The 21,684-nt window shown below is 49.0% G+C and carries 20 protein-coding genes and 1 pseudogene; 12 read left to right on the forward strand and 9 right to left on the reverse strand.

Translation table 11 applies throughout. The annotated features are described in order from the left end of the window. Positions 1-68: 68 nt before the first annotated feature. From ABLV07_RS23420 to ABLV07_RS23450, 7 genes are all read right to left on the reverse strand, one after another. A complete protein-coding gene (locus ABLV07_RS23420; RefSeq protein WP_059312494.1) occupies positions 69-410 on the reverse strand; it encodes a hypothetical protein in 342 nt (113 codons plus the stop codon). Positions 411-444: 34 nt separating this feature from the next. Then, entirely contained in the window at positions 445-909 is a 465-nt protein-coding gene (locus tag ABLV07_RS23425; protein WP_348853649.1) for a hypothetical protein, read from the reverse strand. 125 nt (positions 910-1,034) lie between these two features. Beyond that, positions 1,035-1,193 (reverse strand): hypothetical protein, encoded by a 159-nt coding sequence (locus ABLV07_RS23430; protein ID WP_001128372.1) that lies wholly within the window; start codon positions 1,191-1,193, stop codon positions 1,035-1,037. A gap of 212 nt (positions 1,194-1,405) precedes the next feature. Next, positions 1,406-2,293 (reverse strand): GTPase, encoded by an 888-nt coding sequence (locus tag ABLV07_RS23435; protein ID WP_059312495.1) that lies wholly within the window; start codon positions 2,291-2,293, stop codon positions 1,406-1,408. Between the two features lie 277 nt (positions 2,294-2,570). Next, positions 2,571-2,975 (reverse strand): H-NS family nucleoid-associated regulatory protein, encoded by a 405-nt coding sequence (locus ABLV07_RS23440; RefSeq protein WP_059312496.1) that lies wholly within the window; start codon positions 2,973-2,975, stop codon positions 2,571-2,573. A 555-nt stretch (positions 2,976-3,530) separates the two neighbouring features. Continuing rightward, the gene (locus tag ABLV07_RS23445) at positions 3,531-3,758 is read right to left on the reverse strand and encodes a hypothetical protein (protein WP_059312497.1); all 228 of its coding nucleotides are present in this window, start codon (positions 3,756-3,758) and stop codon (positions 3,531-3,533) included. A 268-nt stretch (positions 3,759-4,026) separates the two neighbouring features. Further along, positions 4,027-4,245, reverse strand: coding sequence for a cold shock domain-containing protein (locus ABLV07_RS23450; protein WP_059312498.1), 219 nt, complete (start codon positions 4,243-4,245; stop codon positions 4,027-4,029). Between the two features lie 315 nt (positions 4,246-4,560). Between ABLV07_RS23450 and cspF the strand changes: the two genes are divergently transcribed. From cspF to ABLV07_RS23465, 3 genes are all read left to right on the forward strand, one after another. After that, on the forward strand, positions 4,561-4,773 hold the full coding sequence (cspF, locus tag ABLV07_RS23455) for a cold shock-like protein CspF (RefSeq protein WP_071822061.1): 213 nt from the start codon (positions 4,561-4,563) through the stop codon (positions 4,771-4,773). Positions 4,774-4,854: 81 nt separating this feature from the next. Further along, a complete protein-coding gene (locus ABLV07_RS23460) occupies positions 4,855-5,019 on the forward strand; it encodes a YnfU family zinc-binding protein (protein ID WP_213076404.1) in 165 nt (54 codons plus the stop codon). Positions 5,020-5,174: 155 nt separating this feature from the next. Next, the gene (locus tag ABLV07_RS23465) at positions 5,175-13,757 is read left to right on the forward strand and encodes a glucoamylase family protein (protein WP_348853648.1); all 8,583 of its coding nucleotides are present in this window, start codon (positions 5,175-5,177) and stop codon (positions 13,755-13,757) included. 19 nt (positions 13,758-13,776) lie between these two features. On the opposite strand, the gene ABLV07_RS23470 is transcribed toward ABLV07_RS23465, so the two are convergent. Then, positions 13,777-14,010: a hypothetical protein gene (locus ABLV07_RS23470; RefSeq protein WP_004132711.1), complete on the reverse strand. Its 234-nt coding sequence runs from the start codon at positions 14,008-14,010 to the stop codon at positions 13,777-13,779. A gap of 409 nt (positions 14,011-14,419) precedes the next feature. On the opposite strand from ABLV07_RS23470, the gene ABLV07_RS23475 reads away from it, so the two are divergent. Then, positions 14,420-14,692: a hypothetical protein gene (locus ABLV07_RS23475; RefSeq protein ID WP_023322470.1), complete on the forward strand. Its 273-nt coding sequence runs from the start codon at positions 14,420-14,422 to the stop codon at positions 14,690-14,692. Positions 14,693-14,893: 201 nt separating this feature from the next. After that, the gene (gene lpxP / locus ABLV07_RS23480; RefSeq protein WP_062913847.1) at positions 14,894-15,802 is read left to right on the forward strand and encodes a kdo(2)-lipid IV(A) palmitoleoyltransferase; all 909 of its coding nucleotides are present in this window, start codon (positions 14,894-14,896) and stop codon (positions 15,800-15,802) included. Between the two features lie 307 nt (positions 15,803-16,109). Here the strand turns inward: lpxP and ABLV07_RS23485 are convergent, their stop codons facing one another. Then, the gene (locus ABLV07_RS23485) at positions 16,110-17,318 is read right to left on the reverse strand and encodes a hypothetical protein (protein ID WP_348853647.1); all 1,209 of its coding nucleotides are present in this window, start codon (positions 17,316-17,318) and stop codon (positions 16,110-16,112) included. Positions 17,319-17,963: 645 nt separating this feature from the next. On the opposite strand from ABLV07_RS23485, the gene ABLV07_RS23490 reads away from it, so the two are divergent. The 7 genes and pseudogenes from ABLV07_RS23490 (at position 17,964) to ABLV07_RS23520 (ending at position 21,465) form a co-directional block, all read left to right on the forward strand. Beyond that, positions 17,964-18,551 (forward strand): hypothetical protein, encoded by a 588-nt coding sequence (locus ABLV07_RS23490; RefSeq protein WP_348853646.1) that lies wholly within the window; start codon positions 17,964-17,966, stop codon positions 18,549-18,551. Positions 18,552-18,635: 84 nt separating this feature from the next. Next, positions 18,636-18,842 (forward strand): AlpA family transcriptional regulator, encoded by a 207-nt coding sequence (locus ABLV07_RS23495; protein ID WP_059312503.1) that lies wholly within the window; start codon positions 18,636-18,638, stop codon positions 18,840-18,842. Positions 18,843-18,959: 117 nt separating this feature from the next. After that, entirely contained in the window at positions 18,960-19,388 is a 429-nt protein-coding gene (locus ABLV07_RS23500; RefSeq protein WP_348853645.1) for a putative zinc ribbon protein, read from the forward strand. Then, positions 19,376-19,795 carry a putative zinc ribbon protein gene (locus tag ABLV07_RS23505; protein WP_348853644.1) on the forward strand — a complete coding sequence of 140 codons (420 nt, stop codon included), beginning with the start codon at positions 19,376-19,378 and terminating at the stop codon, positions 19,793-19,795. The genes ABLV07_RS23500 and ABLV07_RS23505 overlap by 13 nt, the downstream gene beginning before the upstream one ends. A gap of 200 nt (positions 19,796-19,995) precedes the next feature. Continuing rightward, positions 19,996-20,151 (forward strand): annotated as a pseudogene (locus ABLV07_RS23510) (VOC family protein); the annotation flags it as partial. A 301-nt stretch (positions 20,152-20,452) separates the two neighbouring features. Further along, the gene (locus ABLV07_RS23515) at positions 20,453-20,857 is read left to right on the forward strand and encodes a VOC family protein (protein ID WP_059312528.1); all 405 of its coding nucleotides are present in this window, start codon (positions 20,453-20,455) and stop codon (positions 20,855-20,857) included. Between the two features lie 131 nt (positions 20,858-20,988). Next, positions 20,989-21,465, forward strand: coding sequence for a GNAT family N-acetyltransferase (locus tag ABLV07_RS23520; protein WP_059312505.1), 477 nt, complete (start codon positions 20,989-20,991; stop codon positions 21,463-21,465). The last annotated feature ends 219 nt before the right edge of the window (positions 21,466-21,684 follow it).

Raw genomic sequence — 21,684 nt, forward strand, 5'->3', positions numbered from 1 at the left:
AAAAGAAAACGCCCTGCTCGTTTGAGCAGGGCGTTCAGATAGAAAAGAAAGGTGGAAAGCGCGCGGTGTCAGCTGTCAAAATCAAACTGCCATGCGCCTTCGCTTGTCTGGACAACCACTTCCAGTACATTACAGGGAACCATCAGTCCCTTGCCGGTAAACTCATGGGATACAGCACCGCCAAATCCCAGACGTACCGGTTTCCACGGGCTGGCGAATTCTGCATCCTGGCAGTTTCCCCGGTTGACAATGAGTTGTTTAATCACAACCGAATCGACTTTTGATGTAATCCGAATCGATGAGTAGTGGCTGTAGCTTCCGGGACTAACACTGACGCTGACCGGTGAAGAAGCGGCCAGCGAAGAAAATGACAGCAGACAGAGTGCTACGACTGTGATGATTTTCTTCATTAAATGTCCTTTAACCTGTAAGAGTGAGGCAGAACTACAGTGCAAATCCGGGCACGCAGCCGTTGTCACCGAACGCAGGAAGAACTGCAGCAGCCCCCGCTAAAGTGAAAGTGACAGGTTTTACCCTGCTACCTGAAACCACGACACGTTTGCCGGTGCGTAATTTGTTCCATGCCCACATCACATTGTCAGATCCCACATGAGACTCGCTTTCGCTGATATTCACTTCTTCAGCGTTATCAATTCTCATGGCAAGTGTCTGACCGCTGTCCATCCTGACCTGATGGCCGTTAACGTCAGTGAAGATAATGGTCGCTGGCTGTGAGCCGGAACTATCGCAGGCCAGATAAAGTTGTGATTGCCCTTTACCGAGGATGGTGTATTCAGACGTTCCCTGCACATAGCCACTTACCCAGCGATCACGGTTGCCAAACGCATGCGAGACTGAAGGCGTCAGCACTGAAGCCAGTAAAAATGAAATAATCAGTTTATTTTTCATTGGAGTGTCCTGTCAGAAGCCAGCCATATTGCCCAGGGTCGTGATAATGAACAGCAGGCCGGCCATAAAGATAATGAGGGTGATGTACCAGCGGGTGAACTTACCGAACAGACGCAGGAATGTTTTCATGTGCGGTCCTTTGCAATAAGCCAGTACAGCAGCCCCGCCAGTATCGGGTCGATTATCAGACCGAGAATGAACCAGCCCCAGAACGAGCGTCCGTTAGCGGAAGCCACGATACCCAGCAACAGGGCCAGACCGCCCCATAACAGAATTAACGGCATATACTTTCCTTAATGCGTGACAATCCCTGCAATACATCGCATTGATTTTGATGGTTAAAACTAACAAATCACATAATGCCCTGTGGATTATGTGGCTACCGGATTAATCATGTACAACGATGAATATCGATCGGCTCGATCGACAAAATCGATCGTAATGAAACAAAGAAACTTATCGAAAACGGCGAGGCCGCTCATCAAAAGCGAAGTGACTAACCGAAGAAAAATCCCCAGAGAGAGCGTCCTGCCCGGGCGACAGTGTGGGTCACCGCATGCAGCGCCGAACGGGCCAACTGTGGCAGCGGAGCCAGGTCAATCACCTTATCGATAACGTCCACCACGGCATCACCAAAGCTGCTGCTTGCGGTGCTGATGACGCTGGTGGTGCGATACTCGTTCTGCAGGTGGGGAACCAGCGGGCTGCGGAGCTGCTTTGGGAGGCGGGTAATCATCGCTTCCACCAGACGTGACAGGTGAAAACGCCCCCGCACCGAGACCGGCAGAATATCCTGCTCAGCAATCCCTAACTGACGAGCCACAGCCTGCTGCTTCTGTGCAATACGCTCAGCCTGCAACGCTGAGGGCTGAGCGGACGACCAGTTCCACAACTCAGCCGGTTCGGTTTTGTCCACCTGGTTTAACACCCACAGCACCGGCGGCAGCGTTCCGCAGTACTGCGCAAAAACATCCTGATAAAACTGTTCTTCCACCGCATAAGCCCGGTCATCGGCCTTAAGCACCCAAAGCACCATATCCAGCCGTGGCATCAGTTCCCGGTACAGCTCGCGGTATTCGCCATCGCGAGTAACACTTTCACCCACACCGGGTAAATCCACGAGTGTCAGATAATGGCTGCCAAACCGCAGCCGCACACGCTGTGGCTGGCGGGTACAGGCTTCGACCGCATTGATGGCGCAGACTTCACTCCGGAACAATGCGTTGCACAGGGACGATTTGCCGACGCCGGTTTTGCCCATAATGCCAATCACGGGTTCATAGGTGACCAGCCGGTTGAGCTCCTGCAAGAGATGCTGACGCAGCGCACGCGGATAACGTCGAAGATGGCGGCGAATAATGGCGTAGCCCGAGAGATGTTTCATATCGGCCTCTAGATGTAAAAAAACCATCTGGAATAGATGGTCTGTTTAAGAGAAAGGTAAAGGTATTCAGTAAGATGATATATAACTGACTAAATTTTAGATCTCAGCTCTGACAATCGGTTTAAGCGAACACTGGATGAAGGCTAGTGAAATAGCTATGTGGGTCTGCTTTGTGCCAATAACGGACGTTGTTAAGCTTATGCAGTATGGATTCACGAAGAACATACATTATATATTGTCCTGATTGACTCGGGATGAAAGCTCCTGATGGCTCTTTTTAGCTGATTTCAAAATCTTTTAATTCCCCACCTTCAGCAATCAGATTTGAGATCCGCTTCGGCATTCGCCCCTGACCTGACCATGTTTTTGACTCTCCAGTTTCGTCAGTATATCGATACTTCGCGGGGCGGGGAGAGCGCGTCCTTTTAACCTTACCCGGAGAGCCAACAACAGCCATAAGTTCGGATGGGTCGATACCCTCATCAAGCATCATCTGACGAAGTGATTCCAGTTTATCGCGGCGCTGACTTTCATTTGCAAGACGTAATATCTCTTCTTCTCGTCGTTCTATAAGAACAATTTTAAACTTTTCCAGAACATCTTCCAGTACATCTAATGACATTTCACGAGTCTGGGAACGTAAGGTACGGATATTATTTAACTGTGTGAGAGCATCTGACATAAAAAGACCTCTTAAAGTTTCAGCAAATACCAATGTCGACGGTTGCTCATCAACCCGATTTTTCTTACTGAGCATTTTAATCCGATTGGTACATATTGTTATTAACGAGGTTTAGACTACTGATATAAATATCTTATCGCAAGACAAAACTAAGAAGAATGTGCAAGAACTAAATTCTAACTCCTACGAAATGTCCATGCATTTTTGAAGGTACTTAAAACTATGATGCCAGGAGTCATCCGGAGAGCCTTTTTATACCCTCATAACTTATTGCTTCAGTCACATCTGATGAGATTTAAAATGAGGAGAGACAGCGCCGCCACTTAGCAAGGTTTTTCACAAATGGCAAGATGGCACGCAGGGGGGAGACACCTGCATTTTGTCAGAGGGTAGCGAATTACTCTCTCTTAATAGAGGTGTTTCTAAAAAAGTGTAATGTAAAAAAAAAAGCCTGCTGTTAGCAGGCCATAAATGTTTTTAACTCATTTTTTGTTCGATTCTGATAAATAGGGTAAGCATGCAATTAAACGTGGAGCAGAGAGCATGACAAAAATACTATAAATATTTCCTAGCCGCATCAAGTATCTCCTGTGACGTTAACTCCCTGTCAGTAGCCACGTAAACAATACCATGATCGCCAGTTAAGGAAGGAAAACCTGCAGACATAATCTGAAGATGTGTTTCTTCACCGTTTGGATATTCCTGCCTGATAGAGGATATACCTTCCAGAACGGTCATGACCTTACAGGATTCAGCATTAAAGAAAACAAGGACTTTAATCATATTCTATTACCCTGTTCTCTCGTGGATATTAACTGGCAGATGCCATTAAGTTCAAAGCCATTACGCACTTCTTATTTAACTTGCGGTTTGCGTGTGCTTTTAGACTTTTTATGCAGTAGTACTGCACTTCTTCACATCGGTTAGCATGCTAATAATTTTGAAAAATAGGCTGACTAGATATTAAGAATAAACGACTTTCATCTGATTTCAGTTATGGATCTGACTACTCAGGAATAATCCTTCATCGTTGTCGCAGACCCACAGATATTCATTTATCGCAAAGTATTACGTTTGTAGCAGCAGGCCCTTTTTCACCACTCTGCATGGCGAACTCAACTTTCTGTCCTTCAAATAAGGTATTGAAATTCTCACCATGGAGTGCGGAGAAATGGACGAAGACATCTTTGCTTCCGTCAAGAGGTGAAATAAAACCAAAACCTTTATCTTCGTTAAACCATTTTACCAAACCTTTAATTCTTGTGGTCATACTGACTCCCATTAAACATAATAGCATTAATAGCATTAATAGCATTAATAGCATTAATAGCATTAATAGCAAACGTATAAGATTAAACGTATGGACTCAAAAGAGGAGATATCAACGATAGCGCCTGGTAATGAGAACTGCCCGGAAAACTTCAAAATTTCATTCGTACATCGAACTGATGGGATTCATTAAGGCACATGGAATCGATATAAGCAAATTATCTTTTAGCCGTCCAGAGGTCCTGTAGGAAAAATAAAAATGGCTGAATGCCATTTTCAATGTATAGTCTTTACGTGTTTTCAGTAAGGAATTGACTTGTCCCATAAAATGACAGGAATTGTCAAAAGCTTTGACATTCTTAGTGGTAAAGGCCTCATCATCCCATCTGATGGCCGAAAAGACGTTCTGCTTCACATTTCAGCCGTTAACTTTCGCGAATCAGAATTACTCATCCCTGGAAGCCGCATAGAATTTTGCCGGATCAACGGTCTCAGGGGGCCTGTGGCTGCAAACATTTATCTTTCCTGATTTTCAGCGTGACAAAATTAACAGATCAAAACTTAACCACACGTGGTACAGTGAATCTCATTCATTGAAAGGTTAATGGTTATGTCTGTTATCAATTACGCAATGAAACTCTTCAGCAGTGCGTCTACTGCCACTGCTGCCTGTCCTGTTTGTGGCTTAAAATCAGCACAACCGTTGTCAAAAATCCGGCTCAACCAGACCATGCTTTGCCCCGGATGTAAGGCTCTGTTTATCTCCCGACGCTAGCTCGACCAAAACCGCAGAACAGAGCTCATGTCCTATACTTATGTTAGATTCCGGCAGCTGTTAAATCCCTGATGCCTGACGCACATCCTGAGAGAACGTTTCTGAACTGATTTCGCAACTGCTCCTGCGCGCTAATGTCGCATCAGAGCAATGCTATGAAAATGAACCCCAGAGCGTGGTTTAACCGCTCCCGTATTCCGATGAATGCTGCCGAAAACCTAACGTTTTCGGCGAACGATCCTGCAAGCGAAAGCACTCCGCGGTCAGAACTCTTTTCGACTGCCCAGATGGAACGCTATGGTCAGAAGCTGGCACGGACCCATAAAGTATCACCGGATAAACATCCCTATTATCTTCTGAAACGGCTTGGCGACAATGAGGCCGTTATCACCCAAAACTGCTATGAGCTTAATGCAGGTAAAAAGACCAGTATCATGCCCGCCGGGGAGTGGTTGCTGGACAATTATTATCTGATTGAGGAACAAATCCGTACCGTCCGCCAGCACTTGCCGAAAAGTTTTGGTAAAGGTCTCCCGTCGCTGATGTCGCCGCTGAATTGCCCAAGAATTTATCATATCGCATCAGAGGCCATTGCTCACGGTGATGGCCGCTGGGATGCCACCAGTCTGACCAGCTATCTCGCTGCCTATCAACAGGTGACTCCGCTGACACTAGGTGAAATCTGGGCATTACCGGGAATGCTGCGCCTGGCGCTGATTGAAAATCTTCGTCGTATCAGTATGGAAGTGATAAAAGCGCAACAGGACAGAAACCTGGCAGATACGTGGATAACCAGGATTTTCGAATGTGCAGAGAGTGCGCCTGGTGATTTAATTATGGTGGTTGCCGATTTGGCGCGCTCCCGTCCTCCGTTATCCAGCGCGTTTGTCGCAGAACTGGTGCGGCGTCTGCAGGGGCACGGCAACGCGCTGTCGTTACCTCTTACCTGGGTTGATCAGTGCCTTCGGGAACAGGGAGTCACCACTGACATTCTCATAAATAACTTCAATCAACAGCTTGCCGCCAGCCAGCTGTCTGTCAGTAACAGCATCGCAGGTCTGCGATTACTGGGTGAAACGGACTGGGCTGATTTCGCCGAAACGATAAGCGTCGTCGAACAGGCATTAAGAAATGATCCTGCCGGTATCTATCCCCGGATGCACTTCAATACCCGGGATCATTACCGGCACGTAGTTGAGGTCCTGGCCAGAGACAGTGGGCTCAGCGAGCCTGAGGTTGCTGACAGGGTGCTGGCGCTTTCAGAGGAAAAAGCCCCCAATACACCGGAACATCATATTGGTTATTATCTCGCCGGCGAAGGTCGACAGGCACTGGATATACATCTTCTGGCAGACACCTCAAGACTCATACGCTTGCGGCACAGTTTCAACAGAATAACCCTGCTGTCATGGCTTGGCAGCCTGGCGTTGTTGACAACCGCAGCGACCGCGGCAATATTGCACGAAACTGCCATGCAGGGAGCAGGTTGGTTGTTAATCGCGGTGATATTACCTCTGGTTATCGCTTTAACTCAGTTAATGAGTGATTTACTCAGTGACGCAACCACCCGTTTTCGCGTTCCTCGCCCCTTGCCGGGGATGGATTTTTCAGCCGGTATTCCCGCTGACAGTGCCACTATGTTAGTCATTCCCTGCATGTTGACCAGCCACGAAAGTTTCAGCCAGCTCCTCACCAGTCTTGAAGTTTGCTGGTTGGGGAATGAAAACGAAAATCTCAGGTTCGCGCTGCTCACTGATTTTGCAGATTCTGAAAATGAACCCTCGCCGGAAAGTCACGCGCTGCTCAGACAGGCTATCGCTGATACGCAGGCGCTGAATCGGCGCTACCCCTCCGGCCGACCACGTTTTTATCTGTTACATCGTCAGCCTGAATGGAACCCCTCGGAAGGAGTGTGGATGGGCTACGAACGCAAGCGGGGAAAACTGGCGTTGCTGAACAGCTGGTTGCGCCATCCGGGAACGCAATTCGTCAGCGTTGCAGACATGCCGGCCCACCTTTTACCGGATCACATTAAATACGTCATTACCCTGGACAGTGATACGGTGTTGCCGCGCGATACGGCTCACAAACTGGTCGCGGCGATGGCCCATCCGTTGAATACGCCAGAGTATGATCCGGTACGCCAGAGGGTGGTCAAAGGATTTGGTATTTTACAACCCGGTCTTGCGGAGGAGATACCACGTAACGGTCAGGGGCGTTACGCCGCCCTGCGCAGCAGCATACCGGGTAATAACCCCTATACTATGATGTCTTCGGATATCTATCAGGATCTCTTTGGGGAAGGCTCGTTTGTGGGCAAAGGGATTTACGATGTTGACATTTTTATGCAGGCCACTGCCAATACCTGCCCGGAAAATCTGGTACTCAGCCACGATCTGCTTGAAGGATGCTATGCACGTTCGGGTCTGCTGAGCGAAGTGTTACTGTACGAACAGTACCCTAATAATTATCTGTCGGATGTTGCACGACGTTCACGCTGGATCCGGGGTGACTGGCAACTGCTTAACTGGCTAAAACCACGCGTCAGAAAAGCCGATGGTACCCGGGTCAGGAATCCGCTGACCGCGCTTTCTTACTGGAAATTACTCGATAATCTACGTCGCAGTCTGGTCGCCCCCTCCTTACTGATATTGCTGTTCTTCGCTCTGCTTTGGGTACCCAATCCGGTTTACTGGCTGGGTATACTGTTGCTGATATGGCTGTTGCCAGCCCTCCTCTGCATTAGCCACGACCTTCTGCATAAACCTCTGCGTCGCCGCGTGAAGTCGCATCTGTTACTGGTGGGGGCGGGCGCGCTAAAGCGTCTGTCAGGTATCAGCCTTAATTTTGCGATACTGCCGCACGAAGCCGGATATTCGCTGAAAGCGATCGCCGAGACGCTATGGCGACTGGGGATAAGCAGGCGTCACCTCAGCCAGTGGGTCAGCCACAGCCAGGACAGCAGTCAGGCCAGACCCACTGTTGCACGTTTTTATCAGGCGATGTGGCTGAACGTTGCCGGTGGCGTGGCGCTGACAATACTGACCGGACAATTTGCCCCACAGCTGCTGGGGATTGCGTTACCGATCGGTTTGGTATGGTGTGTGGCACCGCTGCTGATGAGCTGGCTGAGTCGCCAGCCCGTGCGTAAGGTTTTTTCGCCTAATCAGGAACAAAAACAGCTGTTACGCCAGACAAGCCGTGAAATCTGGGCTTTTTTTGAAACATTTGCCACAGCAAAAGAGAACTGGCTTCCGCCTGATAATTATCAGGAAATACCACAACCGACGGTGGCACACCGAACCTCTCCTACCAATATTGGTCTTTCACTTATGGCTAACCTGACGGCATGGGACTTTGGCTACCTGCCTGGCGGAGAGGTACTCCGGCGCGTGTCGCTCACGCTCGACACGATGGATAAAATGGAGCACTACCGGGGCCATCTCTACAACTGGTATGACACCCGTACGCTGGTCCCCCTAAGTCCACGCTATATCTCCAGCGTCGACAGCGGCAATATGGCCGGGCATTTATTGACCCTGCGTGCAGGCCTGTCCGCCATGCGTCATCAGCCTGTTTTAAGCAGCCAACAGATACTGACAGGACTGAACGATACGCTGGATATTCTGGAAAAACAGTGGGGTAAGAACCCACCTGACAGCCTGAGACTGCTGCGCAAGCATTGCCTGAACGCGGTGTCGCTCTCTCCGCAGGCGCTTTTCAGCGAACTGAAAAGCATGCGCACCCAGTGCAACCATCTGACCAGCGCATGCCATCAGGGATCTCCTCTTCAGATGCGCTGGGCTGGACATCTGGAGCATCAACTGGTTCAGCTTTGCCATGAGTGGTCTCTGTTGCTTGGCTGGTTGCCTGCATCCTGGAATGAACAGACGCTGCCGACGCTGAGCGAGCTTGCCCGTCCGACATTAACCGGTACAGGAACGCCTCCGGCGTCAGTGGCGGAGCAGGCCCGAATGCGACTCAATATTATCACCGAGCTGGAACAGCGGCTGGATGAGCATGCCCGGATGGATTTCGCCTTTCTGTACAGTGAAGCAACCAGTCTGCTCAGCGTCGGTTATAACTGTGACACCAATATGCCTGACAAGAGCCACTACGATCTCCTGCCGTCTGAAATTCGCCTGACCAGTTTTCTTGCCATTGCGACTAATCAGCTGCCTCTTAAAAGCTGGTACGCGCTGGGTCGATTGTTTACCACGATTGATAATGAAACTGCCCTGATGTCATGGAGCGGATCCATGTTTGAATATCTGATGCCGAATCTGGTGATGCCCACCTGGCCCGGAAGCCTGCTCGATGAAATGAGTCAGTCGGCGGTTATGCGCCAGATTCACTGGGGGAAAGAACGCGGGGTACCATGGGGTGTTTCAGAGTCTGGGTATCATGCTTTTGATGTTCAGCATAATTATCAGTATCAGGCATTTGGCGTACCGGGGCTCGGTCTGCGCAGGGGACTTGCCGATGACATGGTTGTTGCTCCTTACGCCACGCTGCTGGCACTGATGGTTTCCCCACAGAGAGCCTGTGAGAACCTGTTCAGGCTGCAAAAAAATGGTGCACGCGGAGAATACGGTTTTTATGAAGCGCTGGACTATACCCCCTCACGTCTTGCAACCGGTCAGCTCTATGCGGTGGTACAGTCCTGGATGGCGCATCATCAGGGTATGGCATTTCAGGCGCTGGCTCATGTGCTGCTTGACGCCCCCATGACTGAACGCTTTATGTCCAGCACGGTATTCCGGTCAGCGAGTCTGCTGTTACAGGAGCGCGTGCCGGATGCGGTCGATCTGTACAGTCCGCGCCGTCATTTTGAATCTCATGAGGGCATGGTCAAACCCGTTCGCTATGAACCCCGTATTTTCTATAGCGTGGATACCCCCGCCCCGGATATTCAACTCCTGTCCAACGGCCATTATCATCTGATGTTGACCGCGGGCGGCGGTGGTTACAGTCGCTGGAATGATATTGCACTAACGCGCTGGCGCAGTGATACCACCCGTGATAACTGGGGAGCATTCTGCTACATCCGCGATACCCAGACGGGAGATGTGTGGAGCAATACCTGGCAACCGACAGGCTACACCAGCGGACAAGACGAGGAAGTGTTGTTCACCGATGCGGGGGCAGAATTCAGACGCAGCTTAGGGGGACTCAGCGTCAAAACTCAGGTGGTGATCTCTCCGGAGGATGATGTTGAATTGCGACGGCTCACACTGATTCATCGTGGTCGCAAGCCTCGCTCTCTGGAGCTGACAACCTATGCTGAAGTGGTACTGGCACCTGATGCCAGCGATCTGGCACACCCGGCATTCAGCAATTTGTTTATTCAGACTGAGCTGGCTCCTGAGCGTGACGCTATTCTTTGCCACCGGCGCCCGCGTTCACCGGATGAACCGGTCCCTTGCCTGTTTCACATGATGGTGGTGCACGGCGATAACCGACATAACGTGTCGTTTGAAACGGACAGGGCAAGGTTTATTGGACGTGGCAGAAACCCTGCGAATGCACAGGCAATAGAGACGGGAGGGATGCTAGGCAACACGTCGGGCTCGGTGCTGGATCCGATACTGGCAATTCGCAACGCCATCATTCTGCAGCCGGGGCAGCCGGTTACGATTGATATCATTTATGGCATCAGCGAGACCCGTCAGCAGAGCCTGGCGTTGCTGGAGAAATATCGCGATTACCCTATCGCCGATCGCGTCTTTGAACTGGCCTGGTCTCATAGTCTGGTGGTATTGCGCCAGATGAACGCCAGTGAAGATGATGCCACGTTGTTCAATAGTCTCGCCAGCGCTGTGCTTTACCCTGTCCAGGAGCTGCGCGCCGAAGACCAGGCGATCGGCCGCAACCGGCGTGGCCAGTCCGGACTGTGGGGCTGGGCAATTTCAGGGGATCTGCCGATAGTGCTGCTGAGTATAACCAGCGAGGAAAGTATCACCTCAGTGACCACACTGATTCAGGCACACCGTTACTGGAGACAGAAAGGGCTGGATGTTGATTTAGTTATCCTAAATAACAGCCCCGGCGGCTACCAGCAGGGATTACAAAATCAGATTATGGAGTTAATTTATGCCGGGTCTGAAGCCAGTCTGCTGGATAAAAAGGGCGGGCTTTTTGTCCGCAACGGTGAGCATCTCTCCGCTGAGGATAAGTTGCTTTTGATGAGCGTGGCCTGTCTTTATCTTGATGACCGCGCAGGGGGTATTAATGAGCAGCTTAACCAGCGTATTCATACCCTGAAATCGCCGGCAAGGGCATTCATTCCGCGTGCTGTGCGCGAGCGTAATCAACATACTGACTGGAGCCCTGATACCAGTCAGTTATGCCATTTCAATGGGTACGGTGGATTTTCTCAGGATGGGCGGGAGTATCAGATCGTCCTTCGGGAAAATGCGCTTACACCGGCTCCCTGGTCGAACATACTGGCAAATTCTCGTTTTGGCAGTGTGATCTCAGAGACAGGGCAGGCCTATACCTGGTATGAGAATGCCCATGAATACCGGTTGACGCCGTGGGAGAACGATCCGGTGAGCGATCGCAGCGGCGAGGCATTTTACCTGCGCGATGAAGAGAGCGGGGAGTGCTGGTCGCCGACGGCTTTACCTGTTCGCGGACACGGTGATTACCTGACCCGCCATGGTTTTGGCTACAGCGTTTTTGCCCATCGTGAGAGTGGTATAGACAGCGAGTTGACGGTCCTGGTTGCTGAGGAAGATCCGGTTAAACTGGTGCTCCTGACGCTCAGTAACTCTTCGGGACGGACACGTCAACTTTCCGTCACAGGCTATGTAGAGTGGACGCTCGGAGAAACACGAACGCGCTCAGCCCCTCACATTGTGACACATGTGGCCAGAACGCCCGGCGGCTGCGGGATACTTGCGAATAACTTTTATGGTGATAATGGTGGCGGCCGAACTGCATTTTTTGCCGTCAGCGGTAATGACTGTTCTCTGACAGGGGACCGCCGGGAGTTTATTGGCCGTAATGGTTCCCTTCACGCCCCTTCGGCCATGAAACTGCAAAAGCTTTCTGGTAAGACGGGGGCCGGTCTGGATCCCTGCGGAGCGGTGCAATCGGCGGTTACATTAATTGACGGGGACCAGAGGACGTTTATTTTTATCCTCGGGGCAGAGGAGAATGATGTTTGTGCTCAGGAGATGCTGGCCCGCTACATGAACGAGGATACGGTCCGCCAGGAGCTGAACCGGATTCATAATCACTGGCACAATGTTCTCGATAAAATCGTAGTTAACACCCCCGACACGTCCGTAAATTTACTGGTTAATGGCTGGCTGTTGTATCAGACGGTCGCCTGCCGTCTTATGGCCCGGAGTGGCTACTATCAGTCTGGCGGTGCATTTGGTTTTCGCGATCAGCTGCAGGATACGCTGGCTCTGAGCCACGCTGCTCCGGACCGGATGCGTGAACAGATAATACTCTGCGCATCGCGGCAGTTTATCGAGGGGGATGTGCAGCACTGGTGGCACCCGCCACACGGCAACGGTGTGCGTACCCGCTGTTCCGATGACTATCTTTGGCTGCCGCTTGCTGTTTGCTACTATGTTGAAACGACGGGGGATATGGATGCACTGGAAATACGCATTCCTTATCTGGAGGGACGCTCGCTTCAGCCTGGTGAAGAGTCTGTCTATGACACGCCGGTCATCAGCGGCACCGAAGAGACACTCTGGTTACACTGCGTCAAAGCTATTCACTATGGACTTCGCTTCGGGGAGCATGGCCTGCCGCTGATGGGTGCTGGTGACTGGAATGACGGGATGAACCGGGTGGGTATCGAAGGCAAAGGTGAAAGCGTCTGGCTGGGCTTCTTCCTGTACGACATTTTGCAGCGGTTTGCAGCGCTGGCGGAGCGCAGGCTGGATGAAAGCGTCGCCGCGATGTGCCGTTCACAGGCTCTGCGCCTGCAAAGTAATCTCGAAGCCCACGCCTGGGATGGGGAATGGTACCGACGCGGGTATTTTGACGATGGTACTCCCCTGGGAGCGAAAACCTCACAGGACTGCCGGATTGATGCGATTGCGCAGAGCTGGTCTGTATTGTCCGGCGCCGCGAACCCGGGACGGTGCGCAAAGGCCATGCAGGCGCTGGATAAGCACCTTGTGGATAACGAAGGAGGGCTGATCAAACTGTTAACGCCTCCTTTCGACGGACACGGTCCAAATCCGGGCTACATACAGGGGTACCTGCCAGGCGTGCGGGAAAACGGAGGGCAGTATACGCATGGCGCCATCTGGGCAGTGATGGCCTTTGCCCGAATGGGGAATGCCGGACGAGCCTGGCAACTCTGGTCAATGCTCAACCCTATAAATCATACCCTGAATGCGGACTCTGTCGGGATTTATAAAGCTGAGCCTTATGTCATGAGTGCTGATGTCTACAGCGTCGCTCCTCATACCGGTCGTGCAGGGTGGAGCTGGTATACCGGTTCCGCAGGCTGGGCCTGGCGTTTACTTACCGAGGAATTACTGGGGATAAAACGTTCCGGCACTGAGTTTAGTGTTCATGCCCGGTTACCGGATGAGTGGTCGTCTTTTTCTATGGCATATCAATATGGTGAAAGCCATTATCAGATTAGTGTTTCACGCGGCGATGCAGAATATTGCGTGACACTGGATGGTGTTCTCCTCCCTGATGACAGAATACCGCTGAAGGATGATGGACAAAACCATACGGTTGAGATCATTCAGAACTGACACTGAGCCCGGAGGTGCATTAACGTCTGCCGTTAATGCGCTGATTATCCCTGAGAACATCAATCGCAGTCTGCATGGCGATTTTGTCATCCCGCCTTTTTTGTTTGTCCTGCATGACCTGAAGGTATTCCAGCAAGGTGCGGGTATTAATCGGCCGGCCCTGTTTACCCACAGCCAGCACGGCTTCGCCAAGAATAATTTTCACAGGCGGTAGTTGTGCCGGATACCAGTCAAGGGTGTCTTCTGATTTCATCTTAAATTTCTCACGGAAGGGTAGTGTACCATAAATCAGACGTTCAATTTTCAATATCTGATATACTGATTCAGACACAACTTAACATAACTTATGCCAGTTATTTTTATATTAAAGCGTATAATAATTACTGTATTCCTCAGAGAATTATTTATGTCTTATACAAATGGGCTCAGGTATTTTAAAGAAAGACCGGTTCATGTTGCCTGCCCGGCATGCGCACACAGAGCCGATCAGAAAGCAGGTAAACTAAGAAAAGATGCGGTTCTTGAGTGCCCTGCCTGCGGACTGCTCTTCAGACCATCAGAATGCTGGTGTATCGGCGGCTGATCAGCTTCTGCCACTTAACGTCAGTGATGTCGGGAAATGACAACATTTCTCCTGCACTGCAGTTGTCGAGGGTATGATAATGAAATCTAAAAAAACTGTTTTTATTGAAGGACATATCCTGTCAAACAGCTGTCACGGGCAGGCCGGTCAACCTTTCTGTATTCACCGTGTCAGGTTTAGTAATGGTAAATATGCGATTATACGGGTGGCATCCGGGATATGTTTCAAACCAGGCGAAATTATTCAACGAAACGATTGTGAGTGGTTTTATAAATTTACCAAAATTCGGCTTCTTTCTTTTGAGTACCTTGATGATGATGAATCAAGAAGACAATTTCTTGAGTATCAATGATAAAACATGGATTTATAACAGAATAACTTTACTGGCTTACAATTCATTCCTGACTCTTTAAATTCTTTACTAGTCATTGCAAAGTTATTTTTTCTGAATTTAGATGGCTTTAAATTGTCTAAAACAAAATGTATCGCTCAAGACGAATTGCTTCATTGTTTTCCTTTTGCGTTATAACCTTCATTAGCATTAAGGAAATTTATGGCACAGACTTTTACTCATAATTTACTCCATCCCCGCTACTGGCTTACCTGGACTGGTTTGGGTCTGCTGTGGCTTCTCGTTCAACTTCCTTACCCGGTTTTACATACTCTGGGCTCTGGTCTTGGAAAAATATCCAGACCCTTTCTGAAACGCCGGGAAGGGATTGCGAGTAGAAATATCGAACTGTGCTTTCCCGAGATGACACCGTTTGCCCGGAGCCAGATGGTCAATAAAAACTTTGTTTCTCTCGGGCTGGGACTAATGGAAACAGGAATGGCCTGGTTCTGGAGCGATGCGAGAGTCAAAAAATGGTTTGATGTCGAAGGGCTTGAAAACCTGACCGGTGCGACCAGAGGGGTAATGGTTGTTGGGATACATTTTATGTCCCTTGAATTGTGTGGAAGAGTAATGGGATTATGCCATCCTATGATGGCAACGTATCGTCCACACAATAATCCATTAATGGAATGGGTACAGACAAAAGGGCGTATGCGTTCAAATAAGGCGATGATTAATCGACGTAATTTATCCGGTTTTGTTCATGCGCTAAAAGCTGGTGAAGCCGTGTGGTTTGCACCAGACCAGGATTATGGGTCTAAGGGAAGCGTTTTTGCACCTTTTTTCTCGGTAAAAAAAGCAGCCACGACGAACGGAACGTATGCTCTGTCAAAACTCGCTGGTGCAGACTTGCTCACACTTAGCATGATTCGACGTAGCGATAAAAAAGGTTATCACATGTATATCAGCAATCCGCTGTCAGGCTATCCAGGGGAGGACAAGGTCGCCGCAGCGGCTTATGTAAACAAGATTATCGAGCGTGAAATTCTCCGTGCCCCTGAGCAATACCTGTGGATGCATCGCAGGTTCAAAACGCGTCCCGAAGGCGAAGCCTCTTTATATAATTGAACCATTCTACTTGTCATGAGCCAGAATCTATCATTCTTGCCACTGCGTATTTGTAAAAAATGCGATAAGGAATTTTCGATCGGATTCATGTTAACGATGGCTTGACTGACAGCCAAGGTTAATCAATTGAACCGGTTCGGATTTGAAGGTCCGTTTTTCGCTCATAGCAGACGTTGAACTATCCAGTAACATGACTGAAATGACACCTGGTGGCTGGTTGAATTTTCAACTATGTGCCGCATTTGCCTGAGAAACCATAGCCACTGGCTCATTTTCTGACGTTGATCAGCTACGACACAAAGGATTGTTACGGCTTATCCTCTTTTAAAATCCCGAAGATATGCTCTTCAAAGTTTGAAGGCAGCTCATCATTTATTTCGTCGAACAGGTAAGCCAACTCGGGAGAGCCCTTTTTATCATAGAGATCATTTCCGGGTGCAGCTGAAGTTTCAGTGACAGGTAATGCTGTTTTGGATTTCTTCTTCAGGTCTTCTTTTTTGGCTTTTCTGCGTTTCTTCTCGGCTGCATTGATGTAGGTAAAATCGTCAGAACATGTCAGGGTTCGTGCACCTGGAATAACATTATAGATTTGGGCCTGAAGGCGAAAGAAAGCCAGATAATCTTTGCGGTTGTTTTCGAATTTTCTTTCTTCTGATAAAACGAACAAGATCGGGTCTGAAATTTGGCCGACATCGATTACTCGGTCTGGCCTGCGAATAAATAGCCCACTGTCTTCTGGAACATGTGGTCGGGATGCATCCTTAAAGCAATAATATCCAACCTGCTCACCAGATTTGTTTTCTTTCTTACCCGATTGTACCCATTTCCTGTAAATGTCTAATGAGACTAAGCTGTCTATCCGACTGTCTGGATGTTTTTTGAAAAAGAAATTCACCATATAGAAAGGCTCAAATCTAGCATTTATCAGTATCACTCGCGAATAACCACAGGCGGCTTTATAAAGCGGATCCGCAATTATCCTTTTCCTCATCAAGGTAAAGCGTCGTTCAAGTTCAGCGAGTTGTAGTCTGAAACGAGAGTCATCTTTTTTCCTCCGTATGTTCAGCATCTTCTCACCTTTATCAAAAGGTAAATAAAAACACAGAGTCAACATTTCAACCTGAGGATGCTTTCTTACAACCTTCCGATAGTTCTCGCTGAGATAAGATAATGCCTTCTCTTTATCAGATATCGCTTTTACAAGCGCATCCTTCCACTTTTTCTCTAACTGTTCGCTGTGGATTGGCTGAGAATCACGAAACTTCGTCTTCGGTCTTCTAAACTCTTGCCCATCGCTGGTCGCCTGGTTCAGATAAAGTTTGTCCAGCATATCGAACATCCTGAAGCTAGCTTTGGATTTTTCATCCTTATCTGGCCTTTCATTCTCCTCAAGGCGCTCGAACCCAACAAAGAAATATTGATGGCTGATTTCTCCCCACCTTTGGTTAGGACTCTCATAGGCCAGATCTTCCCGGCGTAAGTCAAACACTCTAAAGTCATCCTTCAGGCCTGCCATCCCTCGCTCCTCCCAACTCGCTGCAACATCGAAATTGTCACTCGTCTGATCACACAATTCTCACACTTAAACTGTACGAATTCTGACGTTTATCATGTTTGTTTTTTAGTATGAAATGGCTCGATTTTAATACAATAAATCGTCGTCTTTTATGATGTATATCGTCGTTTTTTAATTATTAACCTCACTTGTAGATACCATTATCACTGGGTTTGTTGCCCTAAATTCTCTGCAAATCATCTGCTCCGTCTCTTTCTGGCCTATTTGTTACAGCAATATAGCGGAAAGTGGCTTAAATACGGCTCCTTTATGCCGCTGAGTTAGGTCCTGAGGGAGAGCCTTTAAATGGTAAGATTTTTAAAAATCATCTGGTCAAGAGTGGCGAAGGTGCCAACAAGGTTAACGCCATGAGATGAGCAAATGCCCCTGCCTTGAAGTGCATGAATCACGAGGCCGAAATCATTTAATTAAGGAATAAAATGATATTTTATAGAGAAGAACTTTCGTAGCTCTCCAATCCCATGAGCGATGCCCGAGCACGGTAGTCATCAGGATACCGCGATACTTACCGCTCTCCTGCACCCATTTCAAAACTGACGCCAATGTCCATTCCCATGACGATTACACTCACATGGAGAATCAGACATGAGCTACCACGACACGACCGATATCAATCTCAGTTACGTTCAGCACACAGCCCTGAGCCGAAAGCTACGACGACATCAGGACCAGTTATTTGAGCGTTATTCCAAGCTGTTGATGCTACGGGTGGACTTCTCTTACCTTCAGTACAGCGATTCGCATAGTGAGGGAGATATTCATTCGACAGTAGCGGATATCACATTACTGATTCAACGCTGCGGGGATATCAACGGGTTGGTGGGTTACGCATGGGTACTGGAACAAACTGAACAGCATGGTTACCACATCCACGCCGCGTTTTACCTCAACGGTCAGAAGCATCGCCAGGTCTGGACCGTCTTTGAAGCACTCAGGGACACCTGGAAGTATGTGACGTGGGGAGAAGGACACACACATCGTTGTGAGCCTAAAGAGCATTATCGCGTGAGAGGAGAATGGGTGACCTCTTATGACGATGCCAGGGGCCGCAGAGGTATGCAGTACATCCTGAGCTACCTCAGCAAGCAGGCACAGAAAACCCTGGGGGTTATCTGCCAGTTGAGTAATATTCCTGCGCCACGGACAGCAGGCAGGCGGCGAAAAGCCAGTTAAAAATTACGCCGGTGCCACATCGTTTGAAGGAGTCTGCGTTCACCGTACCAGGCTCCTTCTCCCATTCACTCAAGGAGAAAAACGATGACCACACCTGCCAGCCTTCTTACCGACAAATTTGTCGATATGGCGTTTATCACACAACTCACCGGCTTAACGGACAAATGGTTCTACAAACTGATTAAAGACGGGGCGTTCCCAAAGCCCATTAAGCTGGGCAGAAGTTCTCGCTGGCTTCAGAGCGAAGTGGAAGTCTGGCTACAGCAACGCATAGCACAGTCCCGTCAGTAATCTATCGAACGCAATCACATTCCCCATCTGAATTAACGCCACCAGTCGTATGACCTGCACTGCTGCCCTCCCCGGGACGGCTTAGCTCTGCGCGTCATACGGCAAAGGACCAATACTATGACGATATACGCCAAATCCTTTATCGGCCTTGACGGCAATCAGCGTCTCACGGGCGCAACCACTGCACAGCTTCACCCTTATGACCGCTACACCTGCCACCTCTGCGGCAGCGCTCTGTTATTCCATCCTGAATGGGGTACTAACCGCCCGTGGTTTGAGCACACATGGGAAGACCTGACGGAGAACGGACGCCACCATTGTCCGTATGTACGCCCTGAGCCTAAGGAAGCTAGGCGGATACGCATGCTGCGCCGTTATGTACCGGATGTCCTCCCGGTAGTGCGGAAGGCCGGATGGCACTGTTCGGAGTGCGGCAGCGATTACTACGGCGAACGGTACTGCATGACCTGCCGTACCGGTGATTACAGCCGGGCGCACTCCAGTGCAGCAGACCAGACTGCGGAGGTGACGGGATGCGCATACTGAAATGCTTTCTGGCAAACAACATATACAACAAGTATGTCACTGCTAAGGAAGCCGCTGAAGCCTCCAATACCAACGAGCACTGGACATGCGCCAGCTGTGGCTGCAGGCTAATATTACATAAAGGGGATGAGAAAGAAGGCCCTTGGTTTGAGCATATTCAGCACTCGATATCTCACCATAAACTAATGAAGTGCGCCTGGGTGGACCCAATGGAGAAGGAAGCTGCCCGTATTAAAAAATTGCGGCACATCACTTATGCGATCGATACCTCGACCAGCCCGCCTACTCGCTGGTTCTGCGTTCTTTGTAGTGAAGATTACGTCGGTAACAAGCATTGTAAAAAATGCCATTCTGGAATTTACAGCGTTGAGCGTACTGCTAACAAAGCGCTCTTGTTACCTGAGTAGACGAGTAAGTTTAGCCTTCTTTTCTCTTACATTCCTTTGTGGACTATCCAGATATGGGTGATTGATAATTCAAACCTGAAGCTCAGTTTTTCATTGGTATTTCGTTCACTATTTTGAAAAACCTCGATATTCCAATGCCAATATCGGCTGTTCATTTCGAAGAATCACATCAGTTCCGACATGCAGCCATGCACATCAGTAAAGTGGTGGGACGGCACCATCTCGCATTTCAAGCCTGCAACCGTGAAATGGTCAACGCTTTTGTTCTCAATCCAGACGGTAACAACATTGATACTGTTTATCATGGCGAGGGAGAACGCAGTGCCCCCTATGTAAAGATTAGCTTTATTTTATGAGTAACCTGAGAGTAATTATTCAGCGTCGACAATTCCCGGTAACGGCTTGTGACCTAGCCGAAATAACCATGCATAACTAATGATTAAATAATATCCGTTTAATGTTGGTTGAGTTTATAAACAGATACTAATAACACAGGACGTGATATTGACCAGAGCCTCACACGAACAGCCAGCCACAGCAGTAATGCTCCGGGCTGGTATCACTGTCATCAGCCAGGTTTCCGTCAGCTTCAGTGGCGCACCAAATCTCAAGGCCTGGCGCAAACATGTAAAAGATAATCTGGACGAGGAGGGTATTATGTTTTCTTACGTGATGCTGGGTACTAACGATCTACAGCGTGCTATTAGTTTCTACGATCCGTTGATGGAATTGCTTGGACATCCAAAGGCAGGCAGGAATGAAGAGGGGGCATCCTGGGGCACGTTCAGCGATAACCATACGACCGGGTTATGCATTGGTATGCCTTTTGATCAGCAGCGTGCTGGAACAGGAAATGGCACGATGGTCGCGCTGAATGCCCACTCATTTGAACATATAGCGCAATTGCATGCGCTCGCTCTCAGCCTCGGCGGGACAAATGAAGGCGCGCCGGGACATAGGCCGCATTACGGAGCAGGTTTTCACAGTGCTTATGTACGCGATCCGGACGGGAATAAGCTGGCGTTTGTGTTCTATTCCAATGAGGGGTTAACATCAAACTGACATTTTTCGAGTTGTGTATGAAAGCGGCAACGCATCGGACATAGTCAGAAGTAGCCGTCGGGCGTAGCGTCAGGCGGTAACTCTTATGGTCGCAGAGACCGGCGCAGATGAATCATTTAACAGGAAGTTTTATGCAGATAATATCGTCAAGATGCATCATTCGACCATTTCAGCCACACGAAATTGATAGTTTTATTGTGTATCGCAATGATGCTGAGTGGATGAAATATCAGGGGTTTAAGGGGCTAACAAAAGAGGACTATGAAACAGCATTGCTGGGAGTTCTTACACTTGCTCGCGGTATTCAATTGGCCATTGTCAACAAGCTGACACAGGTTTTGATTGGTGATATCTATTTACGTCAGCAATGCGATATATTTTGGCTCGGCTATACCATCAGCCCCGCTTATGCTCGCCAGGGATATGCATTAGAAGCCATTACCGCCACGATCGACTGGATAAAAGAGAACGGTTTCTCACTCATCAAAGCCGGTGTGGTTCCGGAAAATACCCTTTCAATAAAATTACTTATCAGAGCTGGCTTCTATTTTTCTGGCATCGAAGAGGGTGAGCATATTTATGTTCTGGATTTAACAAAAGAAGAATAACCTCCTAGGGGAAAAGCCAGTGAGGCAATATAAGGGGTACTAAAACATGCATTCGTCAGTGTCACCTGCCTTTTTTCAGTAAATGAGCTGGTGTTCGATTTCCGAAGTACATCACACTTTTCCTACTGAAACATATCCCTGCTAAAACTGCGTGTTATTATTCGTTCCGTAAATACCTTGCAACTCTACCCGAGGCTTTGATGCTGGAGAATGTAATCA

Origin of the sequence: Klebsiella sp. CN_Kp097, from assembly GCF_040064495.1 — a bacterium.
GTDB lineage: Bacteria > Pseudomonadota > Gammaproteobacteria > Enterobacterales > Enterobacteriaceae > Klebsiella > Klebsiella aerogenes.